Annotated in this window: 15 protein-coding genes; 14 read left to right on the top strand and 1 reads right to left on the bottom strand. The window is 41.2% G+C overall.

Annotated features, from left to right (window positions below; all coding sequences use genetic code 11):
* The 3 genes from BIZ36_RS02490 to BIZ36_RS02480 all read left to right on the top strand — a co-directional run.
* The coding region (locus BIZ36_RS02490) for a carbohydrate kinase family protein (RefSeq protein WP_286174513.1) at positions 1 to 367 on the top strand (367 nt) is incomplete at its 5' end.
* Positions 368 to 486: 119 nt separating this feature from the next.
* Positions 487 to 1938 carry a tagaturonate reductase gene (locus BIZ36_RS02485; protein ID WP_187456277.1) on the top strand — a complete coding sequence of 484 codons (1452 nt, stop codon included), beginning with the start codon at positions 487 to 489 and terminating at the stop codon, positions 1936 to 1938.
* A 3-nt stretch (positions 1939 to 1941) separates the two neighbouring features.
* On the top strand, positions 1942 to 3561 hold the full coding sequence (locus tag BIZ36_RS02480) for a UxaA family hydrolase (RefSeq protein ID WP_187456276.1): 1620 nt from the start codon (positions 1942 to 1944) through the stop codon (positions 3559 to 3561).
* 17 nt (positions 3562 to 3578) lie between these two features.
* Here BIZ36_RS02480 and BIZ36_RS02475 read toward each other — a convergent pair whose 3' ends face one another.
* A complete protein-coding gene (locus BIZ36_RS02475; RefSeq protein WP_187456275.1) occupies positions 3579 to 4595 on the bottom strand; it encodes a LacI family DNA-binding transcriptional regulator in 1017 nt (338 codons plus the stop codon).
* Positions 4596 to 4970: 375 nt separating this feature from the next.
* On the opposite strand from BIZ36_RS02475, the gene BIZ36_RS02470 reads away from it, so the two are divergent.
* The 11 genes from BIZ36_RS02470 to BIZ36_RS02420 all read left to right on the top strand — a co-directional run bounded on the left by BIZ36_RS02470 (position 4971) and on the right by BIZ36_RS02420 (position 20427).
* A complete protein-coding gene (locus BIZ36_RS02470) occupies positions 4971 to 8090 on the top strand; it encodes a SusC/RagA family TonB-linked outer membrane protein (protein ID WP_187456274.1) in 3120 nt (1039 codons plus the stop codon).
* A 4-nt stretch (positions 8091 to 8094) separates the two neighbouring features.
* On the top strand, positions 8095 to 9750 hold the full coding sequence (locus tag BIZ36_RS02465) for a RagB/SusD family nutrient uptake outer membrane protein (protein WP_187456273.1): 1656 nt from the start codon (positions 8095 to 8097) through the stop codon (positions 9748 to 9750).
* Between the two features lie 155 nt (positions 9751 to 9905).
* Positions 9906 to 10910 carry a DUF4861 family protein gene (locus BIZ36_RS02460; protein WP_222937158.1) on the top strand — a complete coding sequence of 335 codons (1005 nt, stop codon included), beginning with the start codon at positions 9906 to 9908 and terminating at the stop codon, positions 10908 to 10910.
* 31 nt (positions 10911 to 10941) lie between these two features.
* On the top strand, positions 10942 to 12171 hold the full coding sequence (locus tag BIZ36_RS02455; RefSeq protein WP_187456272.1) for a glycoside hydrolase family 88/105 protein: 1230 nt from the start codon (positions 10942 to 10944) through the stop codon (positions 12169 to 12171).
* An 11-nt stretch (positions 12172 to 12182) separates the two neighbouring features.
* Complete coding sequence (locus tag BIZ36_RS02450; protein ID WP_187456271.1) at positions 12183 to 13421, top strand: glycoside hydrolase family 88/105 protein; 1239 nt, start codon at positions 12183 to 12185, stop codon at positions 13419 to 13421.
* A gap of 7 nt (positions 13422 to 13428) precedes the next feature.
* Complete coding sequence (locus BIZ36_RS02445; RefSeq protein ID WP_187456270.1) at positions 13429 to 14862, top strand: GntP family permease; 1434 nt, start codon at positions 13429 to 13431, stop codon at positions 14860 to 14862.
* Positions 14862 to 16391, top strand: a complete 1530-nt coding sequence (gene garD, locus BIZ36_RS02440) for a galactarate dehydratase (RefSeq protein WP_187456269.1) — start codon at positions 14862 to 14864, stop codon at positions 16389 to 16391. Before BIZ36_RS02445 ends, garD begins: the two co-directional genes overlap by 1 nt.
* 17 nt (positions 16392 to 16408) lie before the next feature.
* Positions 16409 to 17326, top strand: a complete 918-nt coding sequence (gene kdgD / locus BIZ36_RS02435; RefSeq protein WP_187456268.1) for a 5-dehydro-4-deoxyglucarate dehydratase — start codon at positions 16409 to 16411, stop codon at positions 17324 to 17326.
* Positions 17323 to 18327, top strand: a complete 1005-nt coding sequence (locus BIZ36_RS02430; protein WP_286174512.1) for a pectinesterase family protein — start codon at positions 17323 to 17325, stop codon at positions 18325 to 18327. Before kdgD ends, BIZ36_RS02430 begins: the two co-directional genes overlap by 4 nt.
* Complete coding sequence (locus tag BIZ36_RS02425) at positions 18314 to 19069, top strand: rhamnogalacturonan acetylesterase (RefSeq protein ID WP_187456267.1); 756 nt, start codon at positions 18314 to 18316, stop codon at positions 19067 to 19069. The genes BIZ36_RS02430 and BIZ36_RS02425 overlap by 14 nt, the downstream gene beginning before the upstream one ends.
* Positions 19066 to 20427 (top strand): glycoside hydrolase family 28 protein, encoded by a 1362-nt coding sequence (locus tag BIZ36_RS02420; protein WP_187456266.1) that lies wholly within the window; start codon positions 19066 to 19068, stop codon positions 20425 to 20427. Before BIZ36_RS02425 ends, BIZ36_RS02420 begins: the two co-directional genes overlap by 4 nt.
* The last annotated feature ends 2 nt before the right edge of the window (positions 20428 to 20429 follow it).

Raw genomic sequence — 20429 nt, 5'->3', positions numbered from 1 at the left:
TCTATCGGTCTGCAAGCAAATGATGAAGAAGTTCCCGAAGGCTAAAAAGGTGATCACCACCTTGAGGGGTTCGATCAGCGCATCGCACAATACCTGGGCGGGCGTACTCTATGATGGGGAAAGGATGTACGAGAGCCCACAGTACCAGATCACGGACATCGTGGACAGGGTAGGCGGGGGAGACTCCTTCATGGGCGGCCTGATCTATGGCCTGCTCAAATACCCTGAGGACGACCAGAACGCCCTGAACTTTGCGGTGGCGGCATCCTGCCTGAAGCACACCATCAAGGGGGACGCCAACCTGGCGACCGTGGACGAGGTGGAAAAGCTCATGGGAGGCGATGCTTCCGGTAGGGTAGCTAGATAAGGACCAAGAAAAGAAACGATTGCTAAGAGCGGATGGCCTACCAAAGGTCGTTCGCCTTTGCTATTTTAAGATGCATTTGAATCACATGTATCGTCACACTAACTTAAAGAAACAACCCAATGAACAATTTAAACAGACAACTAACCAATACCGAAAATAAACTTCCTATAAAGGTAGTGCAGTTTGGTGAAGGGAATTTTTTAAGAGCTTTCGTTGAATACGCTTTTCAAAAACTCAATAAAGAAGTGGATTTCAATGCGGGTATTGCTGTAGTTCAACCTATTTCAAAAGGATTGGTCTCCAAGCTCAATGATCAAGACGGATTATACACCTTGTTCACGAAAGGAATTAAGGAGGGAAAGGAAATTGAGGAGAAAGAACTCATAACCAATATCGTAAAGGGAATAAATCCTTACCAAGACTTTAATGCTTATTTGAAATTGGCAGAAGAGGAGGAATTACAATTTATTATATCCAATACAACTGAAGCAGGAATTGCCTACGTGGAAAGTGATACCCCTGACATGGCTCCACCAACTTCATTTCCTGCAAAACTTACTGTTTTGCTACACCATAGGTTCAACCATTTTAATGGGGATACGGAAAAAGGCTTAACTATTATCCCTTGTGAACTGATCAATTACAATTCCGATACTTTAAAGAAAATTGTATTGGACTATATTGACCTTTGGAGTTTGTCAGAAGCCTTTAAATCTTGGGTTATAAATGCCTGTAGTTTCCATAACACCTTAGTGGATAGGATTGTGCCGGGTTATCCTAAAGACCAGATAGAGGAATATAACAGCCAGTTAGCTTATAAGGATAATTTGATCGTAAGTGCAGAAACTTTCTTTCTTTGGGTTATTGAGGGAGGAGAGGATTTAAAATCCAAGTTGCCTTTTGGTAAAACGGATCTGGATGTCAAAATTGTTGATGATATGCAGCCCTTTAGAACTAGAAAAGTGCGTATTTTAAATGGAGCCCATACAGCTATGGTTCCATTTTCCCTTTTGTATGGCAATGAAACGGTTAAGGAAAGTGTGGACGAAGCATTCACGGGTCCTTTTATTCAATCCGCGGTTTTTAAAGAAATTATCCCGACATTGGATATGGAAAAGGAAGAATTGGAAGCTTTTGCCAATGCTGTTTTTGATAGGTTTAGAAACCCCTTTGTAAAACACATGTTATCAAGTATTGCCCTTAATAGCATGTCTAAATTTAAGGTTAGGGTATTGCCTAGTTTATTGGAGTATGTTGATCGTAAGGAGAAGTTGCCCGTACATTTGGTTTTTGCTTTTGCATGCTTGCTCCAATTTTATAAGGGAGAGTTTGAGAATAGGTCAATGCCCGTAAATGATGACCAGGCAATCATGGATAATTTAAAATCTATTTGGGAAACGTCTACCTTTGAAGAAGTGGCACAAAGAGTTTTGGAAAATACCAATTATTGGGACCAAGACCTTACTAAGGTAAAAGGCTTAAAAGAAGGTGTGGCCCTGGCTTTGAAAAATTTGGACACCTTGGGTGTTCAAAAAGGGTTTGAGCAATTTCAAGATGAATTAAAAGCATAAAGGATGCAAACTAAACTAATTAAAGTACAGCCAGAAGATAACGTTGCCATTGCCTTGGTAGATTTGGTTCAGGGAGATAGGGTTACTTTTGAAGGAGAAGATATTATCATCCTTTCAGATGTAAAGGCGAAACACAAGATCACCTTAATAAATTTGGAAGCCAATGATGAAATAATCATGTATGGTGTGCTCGTAGGTAAGGCCGTTACTCAAGTGAAAAGGGGAGAGGCTTTAACGGTTACCAATGTTAGGCATGAAAGTAGTCCGGTAGAGAAAAAGACTGTTGAGTCGGTAAACTGGAGCCCCCCAGATGTCTCAAAGTGGGAAAATAGGACCTTTATGGGTTATCACAGACCGGATGGTCAGGTAGGTACCGCCAATGTATGGTTATTTTTTCCCTTGGTTTTTTGTGAAAACCGAAACATTGAAATCTTAAAGGATGTTTTTGAAAAGGAACTTTCCATTGGCAAGGTAAATAAGCAAAGGCAGCTTTTACGAAACTTGATCAGCGGAAATCCTGCCGCTGCCATTAATGAAAGTGAGACGGAGGGTGAACAAACCTTTGAAAATATCGAAGTACGTTTCATTACCCACCAAGGTGGTTGTGGAGGTATAAGGCAAGATTCCGAAACACTTGCCAAGCTTTTGGCGGGTTATGTAAAAAATCCCAATGTGGCCGGGGCAACGGTATTGAGTTTGGGTTGCCAAAACCTTCAAATACAAATTCTAAAAGGTGCTTTAAATACCATAGACCCCAATTTGGAGAAGCCTGTGTTAATTTATGAACAGCAACAAATGGGTACGGTAGACCAAATGCTCAATACCATTATAGCAGAGTCTTTTGAGGGTATTAAGGAGGCCAATAAAATTAAGAGACAACCCGCGCCTATTTCAAAATTAAAAATGGGCTTGGAATGTGGGGGCTCTGATGGATTTTCCGGTATTTCGGCCAATCCTAGCTTAGGTTATGCCTCGGATATTTTGGCCGCTGTGGGAGGTTCTCCCATATTGTCCGAGTTTCCGGAGTTGTGCGGAGTGGAACAAGAATTGGTAAACCGATGCGTTCAAGATGAAGATGCACAAAGGTTTATGAAATTAATGAAGGCGTATGAGCATGCTGCAGTGGCGGCTGGATCAGGTTTTGATATGAATCCTTCGCCAGGCAACATTAAGGACGGTCTCATTACGGATGCCATGAAATCTGCGGGGGCCGCAAAAAAAGGGGGTACCTCTCCCATTGAAGCCATTCTAGACTATGGTGAATATGTAACCAAACCTGGTTTAAATTTGTTGTGTACACCAGGAAACGATGTAGAAAGTACCACAGGAATGGTGGGCTCTGGAGCCAATATCGTGGTCTTTACTACAGGGTTAGGTACACCCACAGGAAACCCCATAGCACCGGTTTTAAAGGTTTCTTCCAATACAGTTTTGGCCGAGCGTATGCCGGATATAATTGATATTGATACCGGTGGGGTCATAAGAGGAGAAAAGTCTATTGAAGAAATGGGCGAAGAAATATTGGAACACGTCATTAAGGTGGCGAGTGGAGAAATTTCGGCAAAGGCCGATGTGCTCAATCAAAATGATTTCATTCCGTGGAAAAGAGGGGTTTCACTTTAGTGAAACCCTAATTCATTTTATTTCTTTTGGGAAGAAGTCCTGATTTCCAAGGTAGGATTCAAAACCACATTTTTTTCAATTTTTACACCCTCGGAATCTATTTGCTCCAAAAAGACCTTGGCTGCGGTTTTTCCCATTAAAACTGGATTTTGGTCAACGGAACTAATGGGTAATTCCATGAACTGGGTGAAAGGTTCGTTACTAAAACCCACTACACAAAAATCCTCTGGAATGTTCATGCCAACTTCTTTTAGATGTTGAATGGCGCCTAATGCACCCAAATCTGTTGCGGAAAATATGGCATCCGGTGGTTCTGGTAACTCCATTAGTTTTTTAGCCGCATCCTTACCAGCCGTAATTTCACTTTGCAAGGCAATAACATACTCTGGATTAAATTCGATGCCATACTCGGATAGTGCTTTCTTATAACCACCTAACCTATTTTGATAAATTAAAAGGCTAAGGTCAATAGTCATGTGCGCAACTTTCCTACAACCTTGCTCCAATAAGTGTTTGGTAGCTCTATAGGCCCCATTAAAGTCGTCCAAGGTAACAGAGCTGGTACCGGGAATTTCTTTTTTTCGGTCAAAAAATATGAGGGGTACATTTTTTGCTAATACCTGATCAAAATGTTTATTGCTATTGGTCTGCCTTGAAACGGAAATAATTATCCCATCCACCTGTGCATCCAAAAGGTTCTGTACAATGTCTATTTCCTTATTCTCCTTTTCATGCGTCTGGCTAATTATCACATAGTACCCTTTAGGGTTGAGCTCTTCTTCAATTCCCCTAATTACAGATGAGAAGAAGTTTCTGTTAATGTAGGGAAGAACCACTCCAACATTTTTGCTTTTACCGCTCTTTAAGGCTTGGGCAACCCTATTTTGCTTGTAATTAAGTCTTGTAGCAGCTTCCAGTACTAACTTTTTGGTTTCGGCACTTATCCTAGGGTTGTCATTTAGTGCGCGGGATACGGTCGCCGCAGTAATGTTCAATTCCTTGGCGATATCGTAAATAGTGGTTTTTTTCTTCATCCGTGTTCTTAAGTTAGACTAGGATTAATTGTGACTGGGCCAAATATAGGGTAAAGTTCTAGGTGTTATCGATTACAATATACAGAGTAATTTCAAAAGTTTTAAGCTTCAAGGTTAAATTAATTATATAATATGTTATTAGCGCGGCTTTAATTGGTGAAAAAAGCAAAATATTACGTGCTAAATTGTTGAAAAAGTAAATTACTTTAAAAAAAACGATACTGGAAATAAAATTTTTAGTAATATTGAGTAATCGATTACATAAAAATGATGATGATTTCTTCTTTCAAAATTAAATAAGGTAAAATTTACTTAATGCGAAAGATATTATGGTCAATTAGCTATGTAAACTAACTAAACACAATTACAGTAACAATGAAAATTTTAATCAAACAAAATGGGTATTCCATTGGAGGTAAGCTAGCTTTAATGGCTTGTTTTATCTTTTCTTTGGGTGTTGCCCGAGCGCAACAGGGAACCTCCGTAAACGGAACGGTGTATGATGCAACCTTAAATGAACCCCTTCCCGGGGCCAGTGTAGTGGTTAAGGGAACCACTACAGGCTCGCAAACAGATTTTGACGGTAATTTTACTTTAACGTTACCGGTTAACGATGCCGTTTTGGTTATTAGTTATGTGGGGTTTGCAACTCAAGAGGTGCCGGTAAATGGCAGGACATCTATAACTGTTACTCTTCAGGAGGATGCGGAATCACTTGATGAAGTAGTTATAGTGGGGTATGGTTCGGTTAAAAAAGAGGACCTTACCGGCTCCGTAACCAGCATTTCAACCGAAGATATTACCCAAAGAAGTGTCAACAACCCACTAGAAGGTATTCAGGGAAATTTACCCGGTGTGGTAATTACAACCAATACAGGTAGGGTCGGTGATGGATTTGATGTAAATATTAGAGGTAATAATTCCTTTAGTGGAGATACGCAGCCACTTTTTGTGGTAGATGGTGTGCCTACAGGCAGTATTGATTTTCTTAATCCACAGGATATTGAAAGGATAGATGTTTTAAAGGATGCATCTTCGGCGGCAATTTATGGTTCTCGAGGGGCCAACGGTGTGGTAATTGTTACTACCAAAAGTGGAGCTACGGCCAAAGGGGGTATTTCTGTGAACATTGAAAGTTCTTATGGTATAGTCCGCAGGGCTCGGTTTCCTGACTTTATGAACGGTCAAGAATGGTGGGCCTATCACCAAACGGCTTATTTGAATCAAGATGACCCCTTGGGTGATACCCCGGAGAATAACTTTTCATTAGCTAGCAATAATAGTCCTGAGCTTGTTAAAAGGGCTAATGCCGGTTACAATTTTGATTGGGCCGATGCCGTCTATAGAGATGGGGAGTTGCAGAATAATTACATTTCGGTGAACGGAAGGTCAGAAAATGGAATGGCGTACAATCTAGCTCTAGGTTTACAAAAGGACAAAGGATTACTCCCTAAGGAACAGCTGGACAAATACACGTTTAAGGGAGGTGTCAGTCATAAATTTAATGATAAGTTCTCTGCGGGGGTTAATTTGACCCTTTCCCATGAAATTAACGATTTGGGTAGTGAGCAAGCGGCAAGAGATGCTGTTAGGTTAAGTCCGCTTACATCTCCATGGGCAATAGATGAAAATGGCAACCAGTTGGAAGGTGAATTGTTTTTTCAGCCTGGAAAGCTGGTGTACCCTAATGGCGATTGGGCCTTCAATAAGACAAGTACTTTAAATCCATTAGTGGAGATTGCCAATTCCAATCAAGAAATAAGAAGGTGGAGAACCCTTGCCAATATGTTTGTAGAGTATAATGCACTTGATTGGTTATCATTTAAAACAACCTTTTCCGCAGGGCAACTTAGTAGAAGACATGGTCAAGCCTATGCTGCCGAGTCCTACGTAGGCCAATCCAATGGCGGAACCAATACGGCAAGTTTGGATAAGTTGGAAAACTTCAATTATACTTGGGACAATCAATTTAATATCAACCATACTTTCAATGACGATCATACTTTGAGTTTTTTAGGACTACAAAGTTTCTATTCCAATAGAACGGAAGAATCTTATGCCTTTTCCAATGGCCAACCTTTTGAAACATTATGGTACAATTTGGGTTCGGGTGCGCAGAGTAGTTTTAACTTATCATCAGGTTACAGAAAAAACACCTTGATGTCATATGCGGGAAGGCTAAATTACGGATTCAAGAATAAGTATTTATTAACGGCATCCATTAGATGGGATGGTTCTTCAGTTTTATCCGAAGGAAATAAATGGCAAAATTTCCCATCCCTGGCCTTGGCCTGGAAACTTTCCGAAGAAGGTTTTTTAAAGGATAGTGAAATCATAAATAACCTAAAATTACGAGCTAGTATTGGGTATACCGGTAATGATAATGTAGACCCTTATTCTACTTTAAACGGAGTTAACAATCAAAGGTATTACGATTTTAATGGTGATGCGGTCAACGGATTTATCTCCAATGAACTGGCCAATAAATTATTGTCTTGGGAAAGAACACGTGAATTGAATTTTGGTTTGGATTTTGGCTTTTTAAGAAATAGAATTTTTGGGTCTGTAGATGTGTACGATAGACTGTCCGAAGATTTGATCGTTAGACAAGATTTGCCCATAGAAGCAGGTATCCCTAGCGTAAATAACAATGTTGGTTCTTTAAGCAATAAGGGAGTAGAAGTTTCCTTGGTTACGAGAAACATACAGGCAGAAAATGTCTCCTGGGAAACCAATTTCACGTTCAGTAAAAATGTTAATTCCCTTGAATCTGTCTACGGTCAAAGTGAGCAGGATGACCCAGGTAATGGATTTTTCATTGGTGAAGCCTTAAATGCCCATTACAATTATGTCTTTGATGGCGTTTGGCAGGCTAGCGAAGCCGCAGAGGCCGCTTCCTATGGTATGAAAGAAGGGGAGGCTAGGCCTAAAGACATAAATGGAGATGGGATGTTTGATCCAGATGATGATAGAATTGTACTGGGGAGTAATCAACCGGATTGGATCGGTGGAATTACTTCCAATCTAAGAGTTGGTAATTTTGATCTGACTGTTTCCGCTATTGCGTTGCAAGGCGTATTGGTGAGAAGCGACTTTTTGAACGACAGCTTTGGCGATCCCAACGATCGTGGAAGAAACCATTTGGATTGGGATAGCTATTATGTTCCTGAAAACGGAGCCGGTCTTCCCGTTCAAGTTTCCAATGAAATTCCAAGACCTAGGGGTCAAGGGCAGTTTTGGGGAACAGATTTTGGATTCTATAGAGATGCTTCTTTTGTGAAGGTAAAAAATATAGCCTTGGGATATTCCTTTAGTCCATCGGTATTGGATCAGTTAAATATCAAAGGCTTTAGGATCTATGCCAACGTACTCAATCCTTTTGTATTTGCTGCGAGTGAATTTGAAGGGTGGGATCCAGAATGGGCAGATGCCGATCAGAATTTGGCTAGGCCAAGTTCCATAACTTATCAATTAGGTTTAAGCTTAAAACTTTAAAAAAATGAAAAGAATATATTTCATAGGATTTTTATTCGCTGCTTTAACCTCATGTAGCGACTATATTGAAGAAGAAAACTTATCAAGTGAATCTGCGGAAACTTTTTACGTGACACCGGAAGGTTTTAATTCTCTAGTAAATGCAAACTATTCCCAACTAAGGAATATTTATGGAGATACACCTTGGCCTTTTATTGGAGGTACGGACTTGTACTCTAAAGGTAGAGGAAGAGGTCCGTTAGGTTTAGCGGAATATACAGATCTAAATTCAACTTCCAGTGATGTTGACCATTTATACAATGAATGTTATGAGGCCATTCAATTAGCAAATAGGGCATTATATTATTCTGAAATTACGGAACAGACGGCCGATCTTCCAGTTCTTTTGGCGGAGGTGAAATTTATGAGGGCCCTATCATATTTCTTATTGGTACAAACCTACGGTGGTGTGGCCATAACTGATTATTATGATGCTCCTGTGTTGGAATTTGACCGTAATTCTGCTGAGGAAGTTTATCAGCAAATTATTTCAGATTTGGAAGATGCTATTGCAGGTGCCTCCAATGGATCATATAATGGAAGGGTAAATAAGCGTGCTGCAAGAAATTTACTGGCTAAGGTTTATTTAACCAGGGCTTATGAGGATTTTGGTTCCAATAACGATTTTAGTATGGCAGCCACTTTGGCAGATGAAGTATTAGCCGGGCAAGGTCTAAACTTGCCTTTTGAAGATGTGTTTACGCCTGGTAATGACATGAACGAAGAGGTCATTTTCTCTGTACAGTTTGATGCTAGCTCCATCAATGCCGATCCAGATGGTCTAGGTAGTCGCCAATATGCTTATTTTGGATCGTATCTTGGCGGGTCAGAAGTTCTGGGTCAGGCGCCCTCAAGAGATTACTCTGCATGTCCTACCAATTTTGCCTTAGGCTTGTTCACAGAAGATGATGCTCGTTGGGATGCAACCTTTATGACAGAGGTGTTCTATATTGATACAGATGATTATACGGGTCCTTCCTATTTTACTTTTTATCGCGTACCAAAAGCGGAGCATGATGGTCTTTCTGTTATTGAATTTTATGAACCGCAATGGTTTACGGAGACAGACAGCTTGGATTATGTGAACACTACTACTTTGGCTCCCGCATTTAAATATCATAGATGGGGAGAATACTCTTCCGAGTGGACAGACCAAGTATCCTTGGATTATGAGGTTATTTGTGTTAAAAAATTTGATGACCCAGCAGAGGGTGTAGCTTTTGGTGGTAGATCTAGTACAAGGGACATAGTTTTGGCAAGATTAGCAGAGACCTATTTAATGGCCGCTGAAGCTTATTTACAAGCAGGCGACCCAGCTACAGGGCTCGAGCGCCTTAATGTGGTTAGGCAAAGGGCAGGAGTAGTTGCCGCGACCATGGCGGATTTTGATTTGGATTATATTTTGGATGAAAGGGGAAGAGAGCTATTTGGTGAGTACCATAGATGGTTTGACTTAAAACGAACCGGTAAACTGGTAGAAAGAGCTTCTCTATACAATGCTCAAATAACTGAAGCAGATTTCAACGGTGTAGGAGCGCAAAAGATTCTTAGGCCAATTCCACAGCAAGCTTTGGACCTTAATCAAAACAACGATTTTCCTCAAAATCCGGCATACAATTAACAGGAGGCGGTATTTAAAATTCAATGTTTATTCTTGAGTTAGTTTAGTTTGGTGGGGTTTGGCAAAAGCAATTTTGTCAAACTCCTTTTTTTAAGAGTAAACAATTGTAATTCAAATTAATGGTATCTTACTATTTCAAATAAACATTCAACTATATGAAAATCAATCAACCCATTTTAGGCGGTCTTCTGGCCGTTATATTTATATTATCCTGTAAAGAGTCGCCCTCAAAAAAATCGGCAGACCTAGCTAAGGAGAAAAATGAACGGGCAAGTGCCAAAAGTGATATAAAGACCTATGCCGAAATTTCGGTAAAAGAAGGTGGTGAGTGGCAAGGAACCAAATATGTTGGAGAGAATCTGACTTTTAAGAATCTAGAATATTTGAAAGCTCCGGACAGTTTAACCGATCACTCTTATTATGTACGTTATGAAGGGCCTGGTTGGGAAAGTAATAAAGTAGGATATCGCCTTTATTTCGATTGGAGGAATGCCATAGATATTTTTGGAAAAAAAGTAGATACCATGGTGCTTTCCAAAGTGGGAAGGGACAATTATGATTCCTATCATGAGGATTCTCCATGGGGCATGGATATTCTAAAAGCCGGAAGTTCCTTAGGAATAGGTTCTTATGGAAGATTTGACGGTGTATCATCGGTAGCTCATTTTAAGGATGTAAAATCACGTGACGTTGCGGTTTCAAATTCGGAAAAAGGTTCCGGGGTCACCTTGAACTACAATGGGTGGACGGCCAATGAAGAAACCATCGATTTAAAGACTGACCTTTTCATTGAACCGGATTCCAGGATTACCAAGGTTACCTTAAATCCCTCCATGGCCGTAAACGGGCTCTGTACCGGTATCGTAAAATTTGAGGATGTAGAATTGCTTCAAAAAGACAGCGATAATGGTGAGTGGGCCTATATAGCTACCTATGGGGAACAGACCTTGGTTCCCGATCAATTGGGTATGGTAATCTTCTACAAAAAGAGTGATGTGGAAAAAGTTACGGAGGCGGATCATGACCATATCATTGTTTTTAAACCAACGGCCAATGCTATTGCCTACCACTTTGCCGCGGCCTGGGAAAAGGAAAAGGAGGGTATTTCCACTAAGGAGGGATTTTTGGCCTACATAGATGAGGCGCTAAATCAATTCTAAAATGTTTAAACTAACCTATATCGCATTTTAAATGAGATTCATCAATAAATACGTACTGGGCACACTAGTGATTCTACTTACACTTTATAACTGTAAGCCCAAGACGGATAAAAAAGAAGGTTCAAGCATTGCTCCTAAAGTGCAGAAAGTAGTTGCGGAAGATTTAAAATGGGCAGATAGAATGGCGTTGTCCATTATACATACATACCCGAATGCATGGCAGACAGAAAACGATAGTCTTCCTAAATGGAATTATAAGATAGGACTACTCTGTACAGCTTTGGAAAAGCTGCATAAAAAAACATCGGATCAAAGATATTTAAATTATGTAAAGGAATACACGGATATTATTATAGATGATAATGGTAAAATTAAGGGATATGAGCTAGAGAATTTCAACATTGACATGATCAATTCTGGCAAAATGTTATTTTGGTTGTATGATGAAACGGAGAATGTCAAATATCTCTCGGCAATTAAAACACTTAACGAGCAGTATAAGGATCATCCCAGGACCAATTCAGGAGGCTTATGGCATAAGAAAATTTATCCGAATCAAATGTGGCTAGATGGTTTGTATATGGGAGCTCCTTTTTTTGCGGAGTATAATGCTCGTTTTGAAAAAGGAGAATTGCTAGATGATATAGCCTATCAATTTGAACTTATCTGGCAAAAGACCTATGATGAGGAAACAGGTCTATTGTACCATGCATGGGATGAAAGCAAGCAAATGGGTTGGGCAGATAAGGAAACGGGAAAATCTGCTAACTTTTGGTCACGCTCCCTTGGTTGGTATATTATGGCTTTGGTAGATGTTTTGGATTTTTTTCCTGAAACACACCCTAAAAGGGTTGTTTTAATTGAGCAACTGAACCAATTATCCGAGGCTCTGCTAAAATTTCAAGATGAGTCCGGGGTATGGTACCAAGTAACCAACCTACCCAATAGGGAACCTAATTATTTAGAATCATCGGGCTCTTGCATGTTCGCATATGGATTTTCCAAGGGCGCGGAAAAAGGATATTTACCTAGCTCCTATCATCAAGTTGCCTTGAATATTTTTGATGGTATTATTAAAGAATTTATAGAAGTAGAAGATAATGGCCTAGTTCATATCACCAAAATCTGTAAAAGTGCCGGTTTGGGAGGAGACCCCTATAGAGATGGTACTTTTGAATATTACATGAGCGAACCTATAGTAACCGATAATTTACATGGCCTAAGTCCATTTATTTTGGCTGCTGTACAATTGAATAAATAAAACGTCACCTAATGAATAAAAGAATCACAAACCTATTTACAGTGCTGGCAATTATCATTCTTGTTTCAAGCTGTAAATCCGATAAAAAGAAACAAGAAGCGACCGCAGGAACTGAGGTGGAAAAAGTGGTGCCGGAAGACCTTAAATGGTCAGAACGTATGGCGCTTTCCGAGGTTCATCGATTTCCTGATCCTACCCTCTTGGATTTCCAAGATAAATCGCGTTGGAGCTATACCAATGGGTTGGTCCTTCAGGCTATGAGTAGGGTACAAGAAAAAAGCCCCCATGAAAAAGTGGCCAATTATATTTATGAATATGCTGATAGAATGGTAAACCAAGATGGTACCATAGAAACCTACAAAATAAGCAATTACAACCTTGACATGATCAAATCCGGGGATGTGTTGTTTTATCTCAACCAAAAAAAAGAAGAACCTAGGTTTAAAATGGCCATGGATACCTTGCACCAGCAATTGGTGGGCCAACCTACCGTTTCAGAAGGTGGCTACTGGCATAAAAAAAGGTACCCCTACCAAATGTGGTTGGATGGGGTTTATATGGCAGAACCATTTCATGCAAAATATGCCACGCACTTCATGGAAGGTGAAGAGGCCAAAAAGACGTTGGATAAAATTGTACTCCAATTTGATTTGATAGAAAAATACAATCGAGACCCGGAAACCGGACTCTATTTTCACGGATGGGACGAGAGCAAAGAACAGCGCTGGGCCAATAAAGATACCGGACTGTCACAACATTTTTGGTCACGAGGTATGGGTTGGTACGGAATGGCCTTGGTAGATATCATTGAGCTTTTGCCGGAGGACCATCCCGGAAGGGAAAGGATTAAAGGCTATTTAAACAGATATGCCGAAGCCATCGTCAAATATCAAGACGGCACCGGCACTTGGTACCAAGTTCTCGATTTGCCGGAAAGAGAGGGTAATTATTTAGAAGCCACAGGCACCTGCATGTTCACCTATACCTTGGCCAAAGGGGTAAACAAAGCGTATCTTCCGGAAAAATTTATGGAGTACGCCAAAAAAGGTTACGAGGGTATTTTGACCGAATTTATAAGTGTGGAGGATAATGGTGTAGTCAACCTCAACAAGTGCTGTGGCGTAGCAGGTTTGGGGGGCGACCCATACCGAGACGGCTCTTTTGACTACTATGTTAACGAAATTATACGCTCGAACGACCCAAAAGGTACAGGTCCTTTTATGATGGCTTCTTTGGAAATGGGAAAATAGCTGTACCATGGATCCGCTGCTCATTATTTTAATAGGAACTGCCACCGTTCTCTTTTGCATTATAAGACTAAAGCTGCACGCGGCCATTTCCTTATTACTGGCTGCATTGATAACGGCTCTCCTTACCTCTCCAGAGCAGATTGCCCTTTTTGCGGATAGTCAAGGAATGGGAGAGAACCAGGCAAATTCCTTAGTGAATATGAGTTTGGGGAAGCGTTTGGCTACGGCTTTCGGTAATACAAGTGGTAAAATTGGTATTCTCATTGCTTTGGCGTCTATCATCGGTACGGCCTTGATGAGAAGTGGTGGTGCAGAAAGAATTATTAGGAGCTTACTTTCGCTTTTCGGGAAGAAGAGAACGTCCATAGCCTTATTAACAGGTAGCTTTACTTTAGCCATTCCCGTTTTTTTCGATACCGTTTTCTATTTGATGATTCCTTTGGTCAAATCCATTGGTGTGCGTAATCCTAAGCAATTTTCACTTTATCTAATGACCATTATTGCTGGTGGCGTTATGGCGCATTCTTTAATTCCGCCCACACCGGGTCCTCTTTTTGTGGCTGAGGAAATGGGAATAGATTTAGGAGCCATGATTATTGGCGGATTGGTCGTAGGTTTGGTAACCATTATTAGCGGCTATTTTTATGCCCTATGGGCGAATAAAAAATGGGATTTGCCCATGCGCGATACTCCTGATATTTCCATTAACGATTTAAAGCAATTTTCTGCAAAAGAGGTAGCAGAATTACCTTCTCTTTGGCTATCGCTTCTACCAGTTGTACTGCCCATTATTTTAATAACCGGAAATACCTTTTCACAAATGGCATTAGAGTCCACAGGTGAAAGCGCTTCAATTTTTCAGGTAAGGTCGGCACAGTTTTTTGCTGCGGTAGGCGATGCGAACATTGCACTAATGATATCGACCCTCATCGTCATGTATCTTTTGTGGGTACGTCTTAAAAATGTGGAAACCTTTAAAAAGTTCATTTTTGAAGCATTGAGTAGTGCGGGAATGATTATTCTTATCACTTCTTGTGGAGGGGCATTCGGTCAGATGTTGCAACAAACTGGCATTGGTATTCGGGTTGGTGAAATGGCCGCCAACTACCAAATGGCCATTCTTCCTTTGGCGTTTTTTATTTCAGCAGGGGTGCGAACGGCCCAAGGCTCTGCTACGGTAGCGATGGTCACCGCTATTGGGGTAATAGGTGGGATGGCGCAGGCAGATTTGGCATTTCATCCCGTTTATATTGCTTTGGCCATCGGTTGCGGCTCCAAAGTATTTGCATGGATGAACGATAGTGCCTTTTGGATCATAACCAAAATGAGCGGGATGGAAGAAAAAGAGACCATAAGACATTTTAGTCTCTTGTTGTTAGTTATGGGTTTTTCGGGGCTTTTGGCAGTGATGGTTTTATCTAAATTGGCACCTTTTGTCTGATGGAAACGGAAAATGAAATCCTTATAAAAACTTCAGAGAATGACAATGTAGGTATTGTCATCAATCCCGCTGGAATACAAACGGGAAGCGTAACCCAAAATGGCATTGAATTAAAAGAGTTTGTACCTATGGGCCACAAGGTGGCGTTGACCGATTTAAAAGAAGGAGATGCGGTTATCAGGTACGGACAGACCATCGGCTATGCTTCTAAGACAATATCCGTAGGTTTTTGGGTAAACGAGACCAATATTACACTGCCGGAACCACCCAAACTGGATTTGATAACCATAAAGGAGAACCGTCTTCCTGAACCGGAAAAACTGGAGGGCTACACTTTTGAGGGTTATGTAAACGCTGATGGTACTGTGGGTACCAAAAATGTTTTGGCCATCACCACTAGCGTACAATGTGTGGCCGGAATGGTAGATTTTGTGGTAAAGCGAATAAAGTCAGAGCTTCTGCCTAATTTTCCCAATGTAGACGATGTGGTAGGGCTTAACCATACGTATGGGTGTGGCGTGGCCATTAATGCACCGGCAGCTATTGTTCCTATCAGAACCATTCAGAACATTACCAAAAATCCCAATTTTGGGGGAGAAGTGATGGTGATTGGTCTTGGATGCGAAAAATTACGCCCTGAAGTTCTGGTTCCCGAAAACGGGGAAGAGGGAGATATACTCTACTTGCAAGACCCAAAATTCAAGGGCTTTTCTGAAATGGTTGAGGGTGCTTTGAATTTGGCCGAAAAGCATCTAAGAAAACTAAACGCGCGAAAACGTAGCGTTTGCCCGGCTTCGGAATTGGTGGTGGGGATGCAGTGCGGCGGCAGCGATGCTTTTTCGGGTATTACGGCGAACCCTGTGGCAGGTTATGCCTCCGACCTAATTGTAAGGGCAGGTGGCAGTGTTTTTTTTTCGGAAGTAACCGAAGTGCGAGATGCCGTTCATTTGTTAATGCCTCGTACGGCTTCTGAACAGGTCGGTAAAGATTTGCTGAACGAGATGCAATGGTATGATGCTTATTTGGAGAGCGGAAAAGTAGACCGTAGTGAAAATACGTCACCAGGAAACAAAAAGGGCGGCTTGAGTACTATTGTGGAGAAATCGTTGGGTTCCATTGCCAAATCGGGTACAAGCCCAATTGTAGGCGTTATTCCCCCGGGAGAACGGATCAAGAAAAAGGGACTCCATTTTGCCGCCACTCCTGCGGGTGATTTTGTATGCGGAACATTGCAATTGGCAGCTGGAATGAACGTGCATATTTTTATGACGGGTAGGGGTACGCCCTACGGCTTGTCCATGGTGCCGGTTATAAAGGTGTCTAGCAATACGGAGTTAAGCAACCGCTGGCATGATTTAATAGATTTTGACGCCGGTAGGGTGGCGACGGGAAGTTCAACGGTGGAAGAATTGGGTTGGGAACTGTTTCATCTTATTCTAGAAGTGGCCAGCGGTAAAACCAAAGTGGCCTGTGACCAATTAGGTATTCATAATGATTTGGTACTGTTCAATCCAGGGCCATTGACATAATTTTAAAACACGACACTATGCAATTTGAAAGAGTAAAAAAAGCCTTGGGAGACGGCCTTTTATCATTTCCCATTACCGATATGGATGCTGATGGGCGTTTTAATGCCGATAGCTATGCCCAACGAATCGATTGGTTTTTAGAGCATGATATTTCATCCATTTTTGTAGCTGGTGGTACGGGAGAATTCTTTTCCCTTTCAAAGGAAGAATATCAACAGATCATACAAATTGCCGTAATGGAAAATAAGGGAAGGGTACCTGTCATTTCCAGTGTGGGGCGGAGTATTCCCGAAGCCTTGGAATTTGCGAAAATGGCTGAGGAGGCAGGTGTAGATGGGTTGCTTTTAATGCCGCCCTATCTAACGGGTTGTCCGCAAGATGGACTAATTGAATACGCAAAGACCATTATTAATGGCACCAAGCTTCCGGTAGTGTATTACAATCGTTCAAACGGAATTTTATCTGCCAATGCCATACTTCGACTGGCAAATGAGTGCCCTAATCTAGTAGGTTTAAAAGATGGAACGGGAAATATGCAAGATTTGAACGACACCATTAAAACGGTAGGGGATAGATTGACCTATATTGGAGGTGTGCCCACGGCAGAAATTATTTCAGAGGCTTACCTTTCTATAGGGGTAAATACCTACTCTTCGGCGGTTTTCAATTTTGTACCCGAGTTGGCACTAGCTTACTACAAAGCTTTAAGAAAAGGCGATTCAGATAAAGTAAAGTCTATTTTAAAGGAGTTCTTTATCCCATTTGTGCGCCTCAGGAGTAAAAAGGCGGGTTATGCCGTGAGTCTCATTAAGGCAGGTGCCGATATTATTGGAAAACCGGCCGGGTCGGTTAGGGCGCCATTGGTAATGCCTTCGGAAGAAGAAAAGAATGAGCTTCAAACCTTAATCGATAAGGCGAAAACTTTGATGGTATGAACAGTTTCATGAAATCTATTGCATGTAGCCTATTTTGCTTCCTGTTTCTTGTTCTCAGCTTGGATGTTACCGCCCAGAATAATACCGAGAAAAAAGTAGACATCTATAATATGACCGTGGCCCAAGATGGGTCCGGAGATTTTACGTCGATTCAAGAAGCAATCAATAGCGCCAAAGGCTTCCCTGATAAAAGGGTGATCATCAAAATAAAAAACGGGATTTATCGAGAGAAGATTGAAGTTTATGAATGGAACAATCGCATGAGCCTTATTGGTGAAGACCGCGAAAAGACCATAATTACCTATGACGATTATTTCGATAAACTGAATTTGGGTAGAAATAGCACCTTTCATACCCCAACGGTTTTGGTTCAGGGCAATGATTTTTATGCGGTGAACCTTACCATAGAAAATACGGCAGGTGAAGTAGGCCAAGCGGTGGCGCTGGCAGTGAATGCTGATCGAGTGTTGGTTGAAAACTGTACCATTACTGGAAATCAGGATACGCTGTATGTTACAGGTGAAGGTTTTCAGCAGTACTTCAAAAATTGCTACATAGAAGGTACTACGGATTTTATTTTTGGTCAGGCAACGGTGTTGTTTCAAGATTGTACCATCCACAGTAAATCAAATTCTTTTATCACGGCGGCTTCTACGCCTAAAGGTGAACCTTTCGGTTATGTATTTAAAAACTGTAATTTGACCGCCGCTGAAGAAGCGAATGAAGTATATCTTGGTCGACCTTGGCGTACCTACGCCAAGACCGTTTTTATACAATGTTCGATGGGTGACCATATATTGCCAAAAGGATGGGATAATTGGTCCAATAAAGAAGCTGAAAAGGAAGCTCTTTATGCCGAATACGAGTGTAACGGCCCAGGTTTTAATCCAAAGGAGCGAGTAGCTTGGGCCAAGCAATTAACCGCTGCCGAGGCGTCTGAATATACAATCGAAAATATTTTAGGAAACGAGAAACACCCTTCGTGGTATGAAAAATTTTAGAGTGTCAAAATCGGTTTTGGCCGGTATAATGTTTATGGCGGGCCTAATGGTCAATGCGCAAGAGGTTACTGTGTATTGTATTGGCGACTCGACGATGGCCGATAAGAAAGAACCGGGAAAAAACCCTGAACATGGTTGGGCCCAGGTGCTGCAAACTTTTTTTACAGATGAGGTCAAGGTCGATAATAGAGCTGTTAACGGCAGAAGTTCCAAAAGTTTTATTTCCGAGAACAGGTGGGACTCTGTTTTGACCACCTTAAAAAGTGGTGATTATGTGTTTATCCAATTTGGGCACAACGACCAGAAATTTAAAGACTCCAGCAGGTTTACCAATCCACATACTACATATAGGCATAATTTAATACGCTTTGTGAAGGAAACCAGGGCAAAAGGAGCTACTCCCATACTTTTTACCAGTATCGTAAGAAGGAATTTTAATGAGTTCGGTTCTCTGATTGATACCCACGGCGAATACCCAATTGTAACTAGAATGGTTTCTGATGAAATGAGCGTTCCGCTTATCGATTTGCAATATCTGACGGAAGTTCTCGAAACGAGTTACGGCCCAGAGAACTCAAAAAAATTACACCTACATTTCAAACCTGGTGAAGAGCCTTATTATCCCGAAGGTATTGCAGATAATACCCATCTCTCTGAAAAAGGGGCATTATTGGTGGCCGGCTTGGCAATTGAAGAAATGCAATCGTTACAACTTCCGCTTACCAATTTTTTACAAAAATGAGAAACGGTCTATTGACATTCTTTTTACTCTTTTTGACCACCAATATAGGGTTGGCACAAATTAAAATCGATAAAGATTCGGCCATTGCTGCCATTGAGAAAAGAATTCGATTACCTAAAATTCCTGATTATTCGGTTTCAGTGGTCAAATTCGGGGCGAAAGGTGATGGCGTTTTTGATTGCAGAAAGGCGTTTGAGAAAGCTATTAGGCATTTAAGCAGAAAAAAAGGTGGGCAGTTGGTTGTTCCATCGGGTATTTACCTTTTAAACGGTCCCATACATTTAGAAAGCAACATCAATTTACATCTAGAAAAAGGAGCGGTACTCAGGTTCAATGACCGGCCCGAAAGTTATTTGCCAGTGGTAGAAACCAGCTGGGAAGGTACTATGCTCTATAATTACAGTCCGCTTGTATACGCCAACGGTAAAACCAATATTTCTATAACAGGGGAAGGCGTTATCGATGGCGAAGGTCATGGCGAGTGGGCAACCTGGAAAGCCAAAGAAAATGAGGACAAACAGCTTAGCAGGAAGATGAACCATGAACAAATTCCTGTAAAAGAGCGAACGTTCGGTAGTGGGCATTTCTTAAGGCCTCAGTTGATTCAATTTCTTAATTGTGAAAATATATTGGTAGAAGGCGTCAAGTTTGAAGACGCCCCCTTCTGGTGCGTTCATTTTCTTAAATCTAAAAATATTACGGTGAGGAATATTTCCTATGACGCCCACAATAAGAACAATGATGGTATAGATTTGGAATATGCCAGTGATGTTCTCATTGAAAATGTACAGTTCAATAATGCCGATGATAATATCGTCATCAAGGCGGGTAGAGACGTAGAAGGAAGGTCTAACAGCCATATACCTTCAGAAAATATTATCGCCCGAAACAACTTTTTTAAAGGTTTGCATGCGGTGGTGATCGGAAGTGAAATGTCTGCTGGCGTAAAAAACGTTTTTATAGAAAACAATAAGGCCAGTGGCTATTTAAAACGTGGAATTTATTTTAAGACGAATTCCGACAGGGGAGGGTATATAAAGAATATTTATATCTCTGACCTAACTTTAGGTGAAACGGAGGACGCTATTTTTATGACGGCCAATTATCATGGGGAGGGAAGTGGTGAACATCCCTCTAAAATATCTGATGTGACCATCAAAAAAGTCTACTGCAAGAGCGCTAGTAATACGGGCATTGTAATCGAGGGCTTTCCGACCAAGAAAGTAGAAAATGTGGTTCTTGACCAGATAACGATTGAAAAGGCGACCAACGGCCTGACCCTTACCAATACAACAAATGTGAGTATGAACGAAGTGGTTATCGGCGAAAAGGCGGGAACCCCTAGTTCAGTCAAATAGCT

Source organism: Cytophaga sp. FL35 (assembly GCF_014349235.1).
GTDB lineage: Bacteria > Bacteroidota > Bacteroidia > Flavobacteriales > Flavobacteriaceae > Euzebyella.
Note: the sequence above shows the minus strand (reverse complement) of the source record. Positions and strands in the feature narration are given on the sequence as shown.

Excerpts from the sequence above, each read along its gene's own strand:
- BIZ36_RS02485 (WP_187456277.1), top strand. The coding sequence starts at position 487 with ATGAACAATTTAAACAGACAACTAACCAATACCGAAAATAAACTTCCT.
- BIZ36_RS02480 (WP_187456276.1), top strand. The coding sequence starts at position 1,942 with ATGCAAACTAAACTAATTAAAGTACAGCCAGAAGATAACGTTGCCATT.
- BIZ36_RS02475 (WP_187456275.1), bottom strand. The coding sequence starts at position 4,595 with ATGAAGAAAAAAACCACTATTTACGATATCGCCAAGGAATTGAACATT.
- BIZ36_RS02470 (WP_187456274.1), top strand. The coding sequence starts at position 4,971 with ATGAAAATTTTAATCAAACAAAATGGGTATTCCATTGGAGGTAAGCTA.
- BIZ36_RS02465 (WP_187456273.1), top strand. The coding sequence starts at position 8,095 with ATGAAAAGAATATATTTCATAGGATTTTTATTCGCTGCTTTAACCTCA.
- BIZ36_RS02460 (WP_222937158.1), top strand. The coding sequence starts at position 9,906 with ATGAAAATCAATCAACCCATTTTAGGCGGTCTTCTGGCCGTTATATTT.
- BIZ36_RS02455 (WP_187456272.1), top strand. The coding sequence starts at position 10,942 with ATGAGATTCATCAATAAATACGTACTGGGCACACTAGTGATTCTACTT.
- BIZ36_RS02450 (WP_187456271.1), top strand. The coding sequence starts at position 12,183 with ATGAATAAAAGAATCACAAACCTATTTACAGTGCTGGCAATTATCATT.
- BIZ36_RS02445 (WP_187456270.1), top strand. The coding sequence starts at position 13,429 with ATGGATCCGCTGCTCATTATTTTAATAGGAACTGCCACCGTTCTCTTT.
- garD (WP_187456269.1), top strand. The coding sequence starts at position 14,862 with ATGGAAACGGAAAATGAAATCCTTATAAAAACTTCAGAGAATGACAAT.
- kdgD (WP_187456268.1), top strand. The coding sequence starts at position 16,409 with ATGCAATTTGAAAGAGTAAAAAAAGCCTTGGGAGACGGCCTTTTATCA.
- BIZ36_RS02430 (WP_286174512.1), top strand. The coding sequence starts at position 17,323 with ATGAACAGTTTCATGAAATCTATTGCATGTAGCCTATTTTGCTTCCTG.
- BIZ36_RS02425 (WP_187456267.1), top strand. The coding sequence starts at position 18,314 with ATGAAAAATTTTAGAGTGTCAAAATCGGTTTTGGCCGGTATAATGTTT.
- BIZ36_RS02420 (WP_187456266.1), top strand. The coding sequence starts at position 19,066 with ATGAGAAACGGTCTATTGACATTCTTTTTACTCTTTTTGACCACCAAT.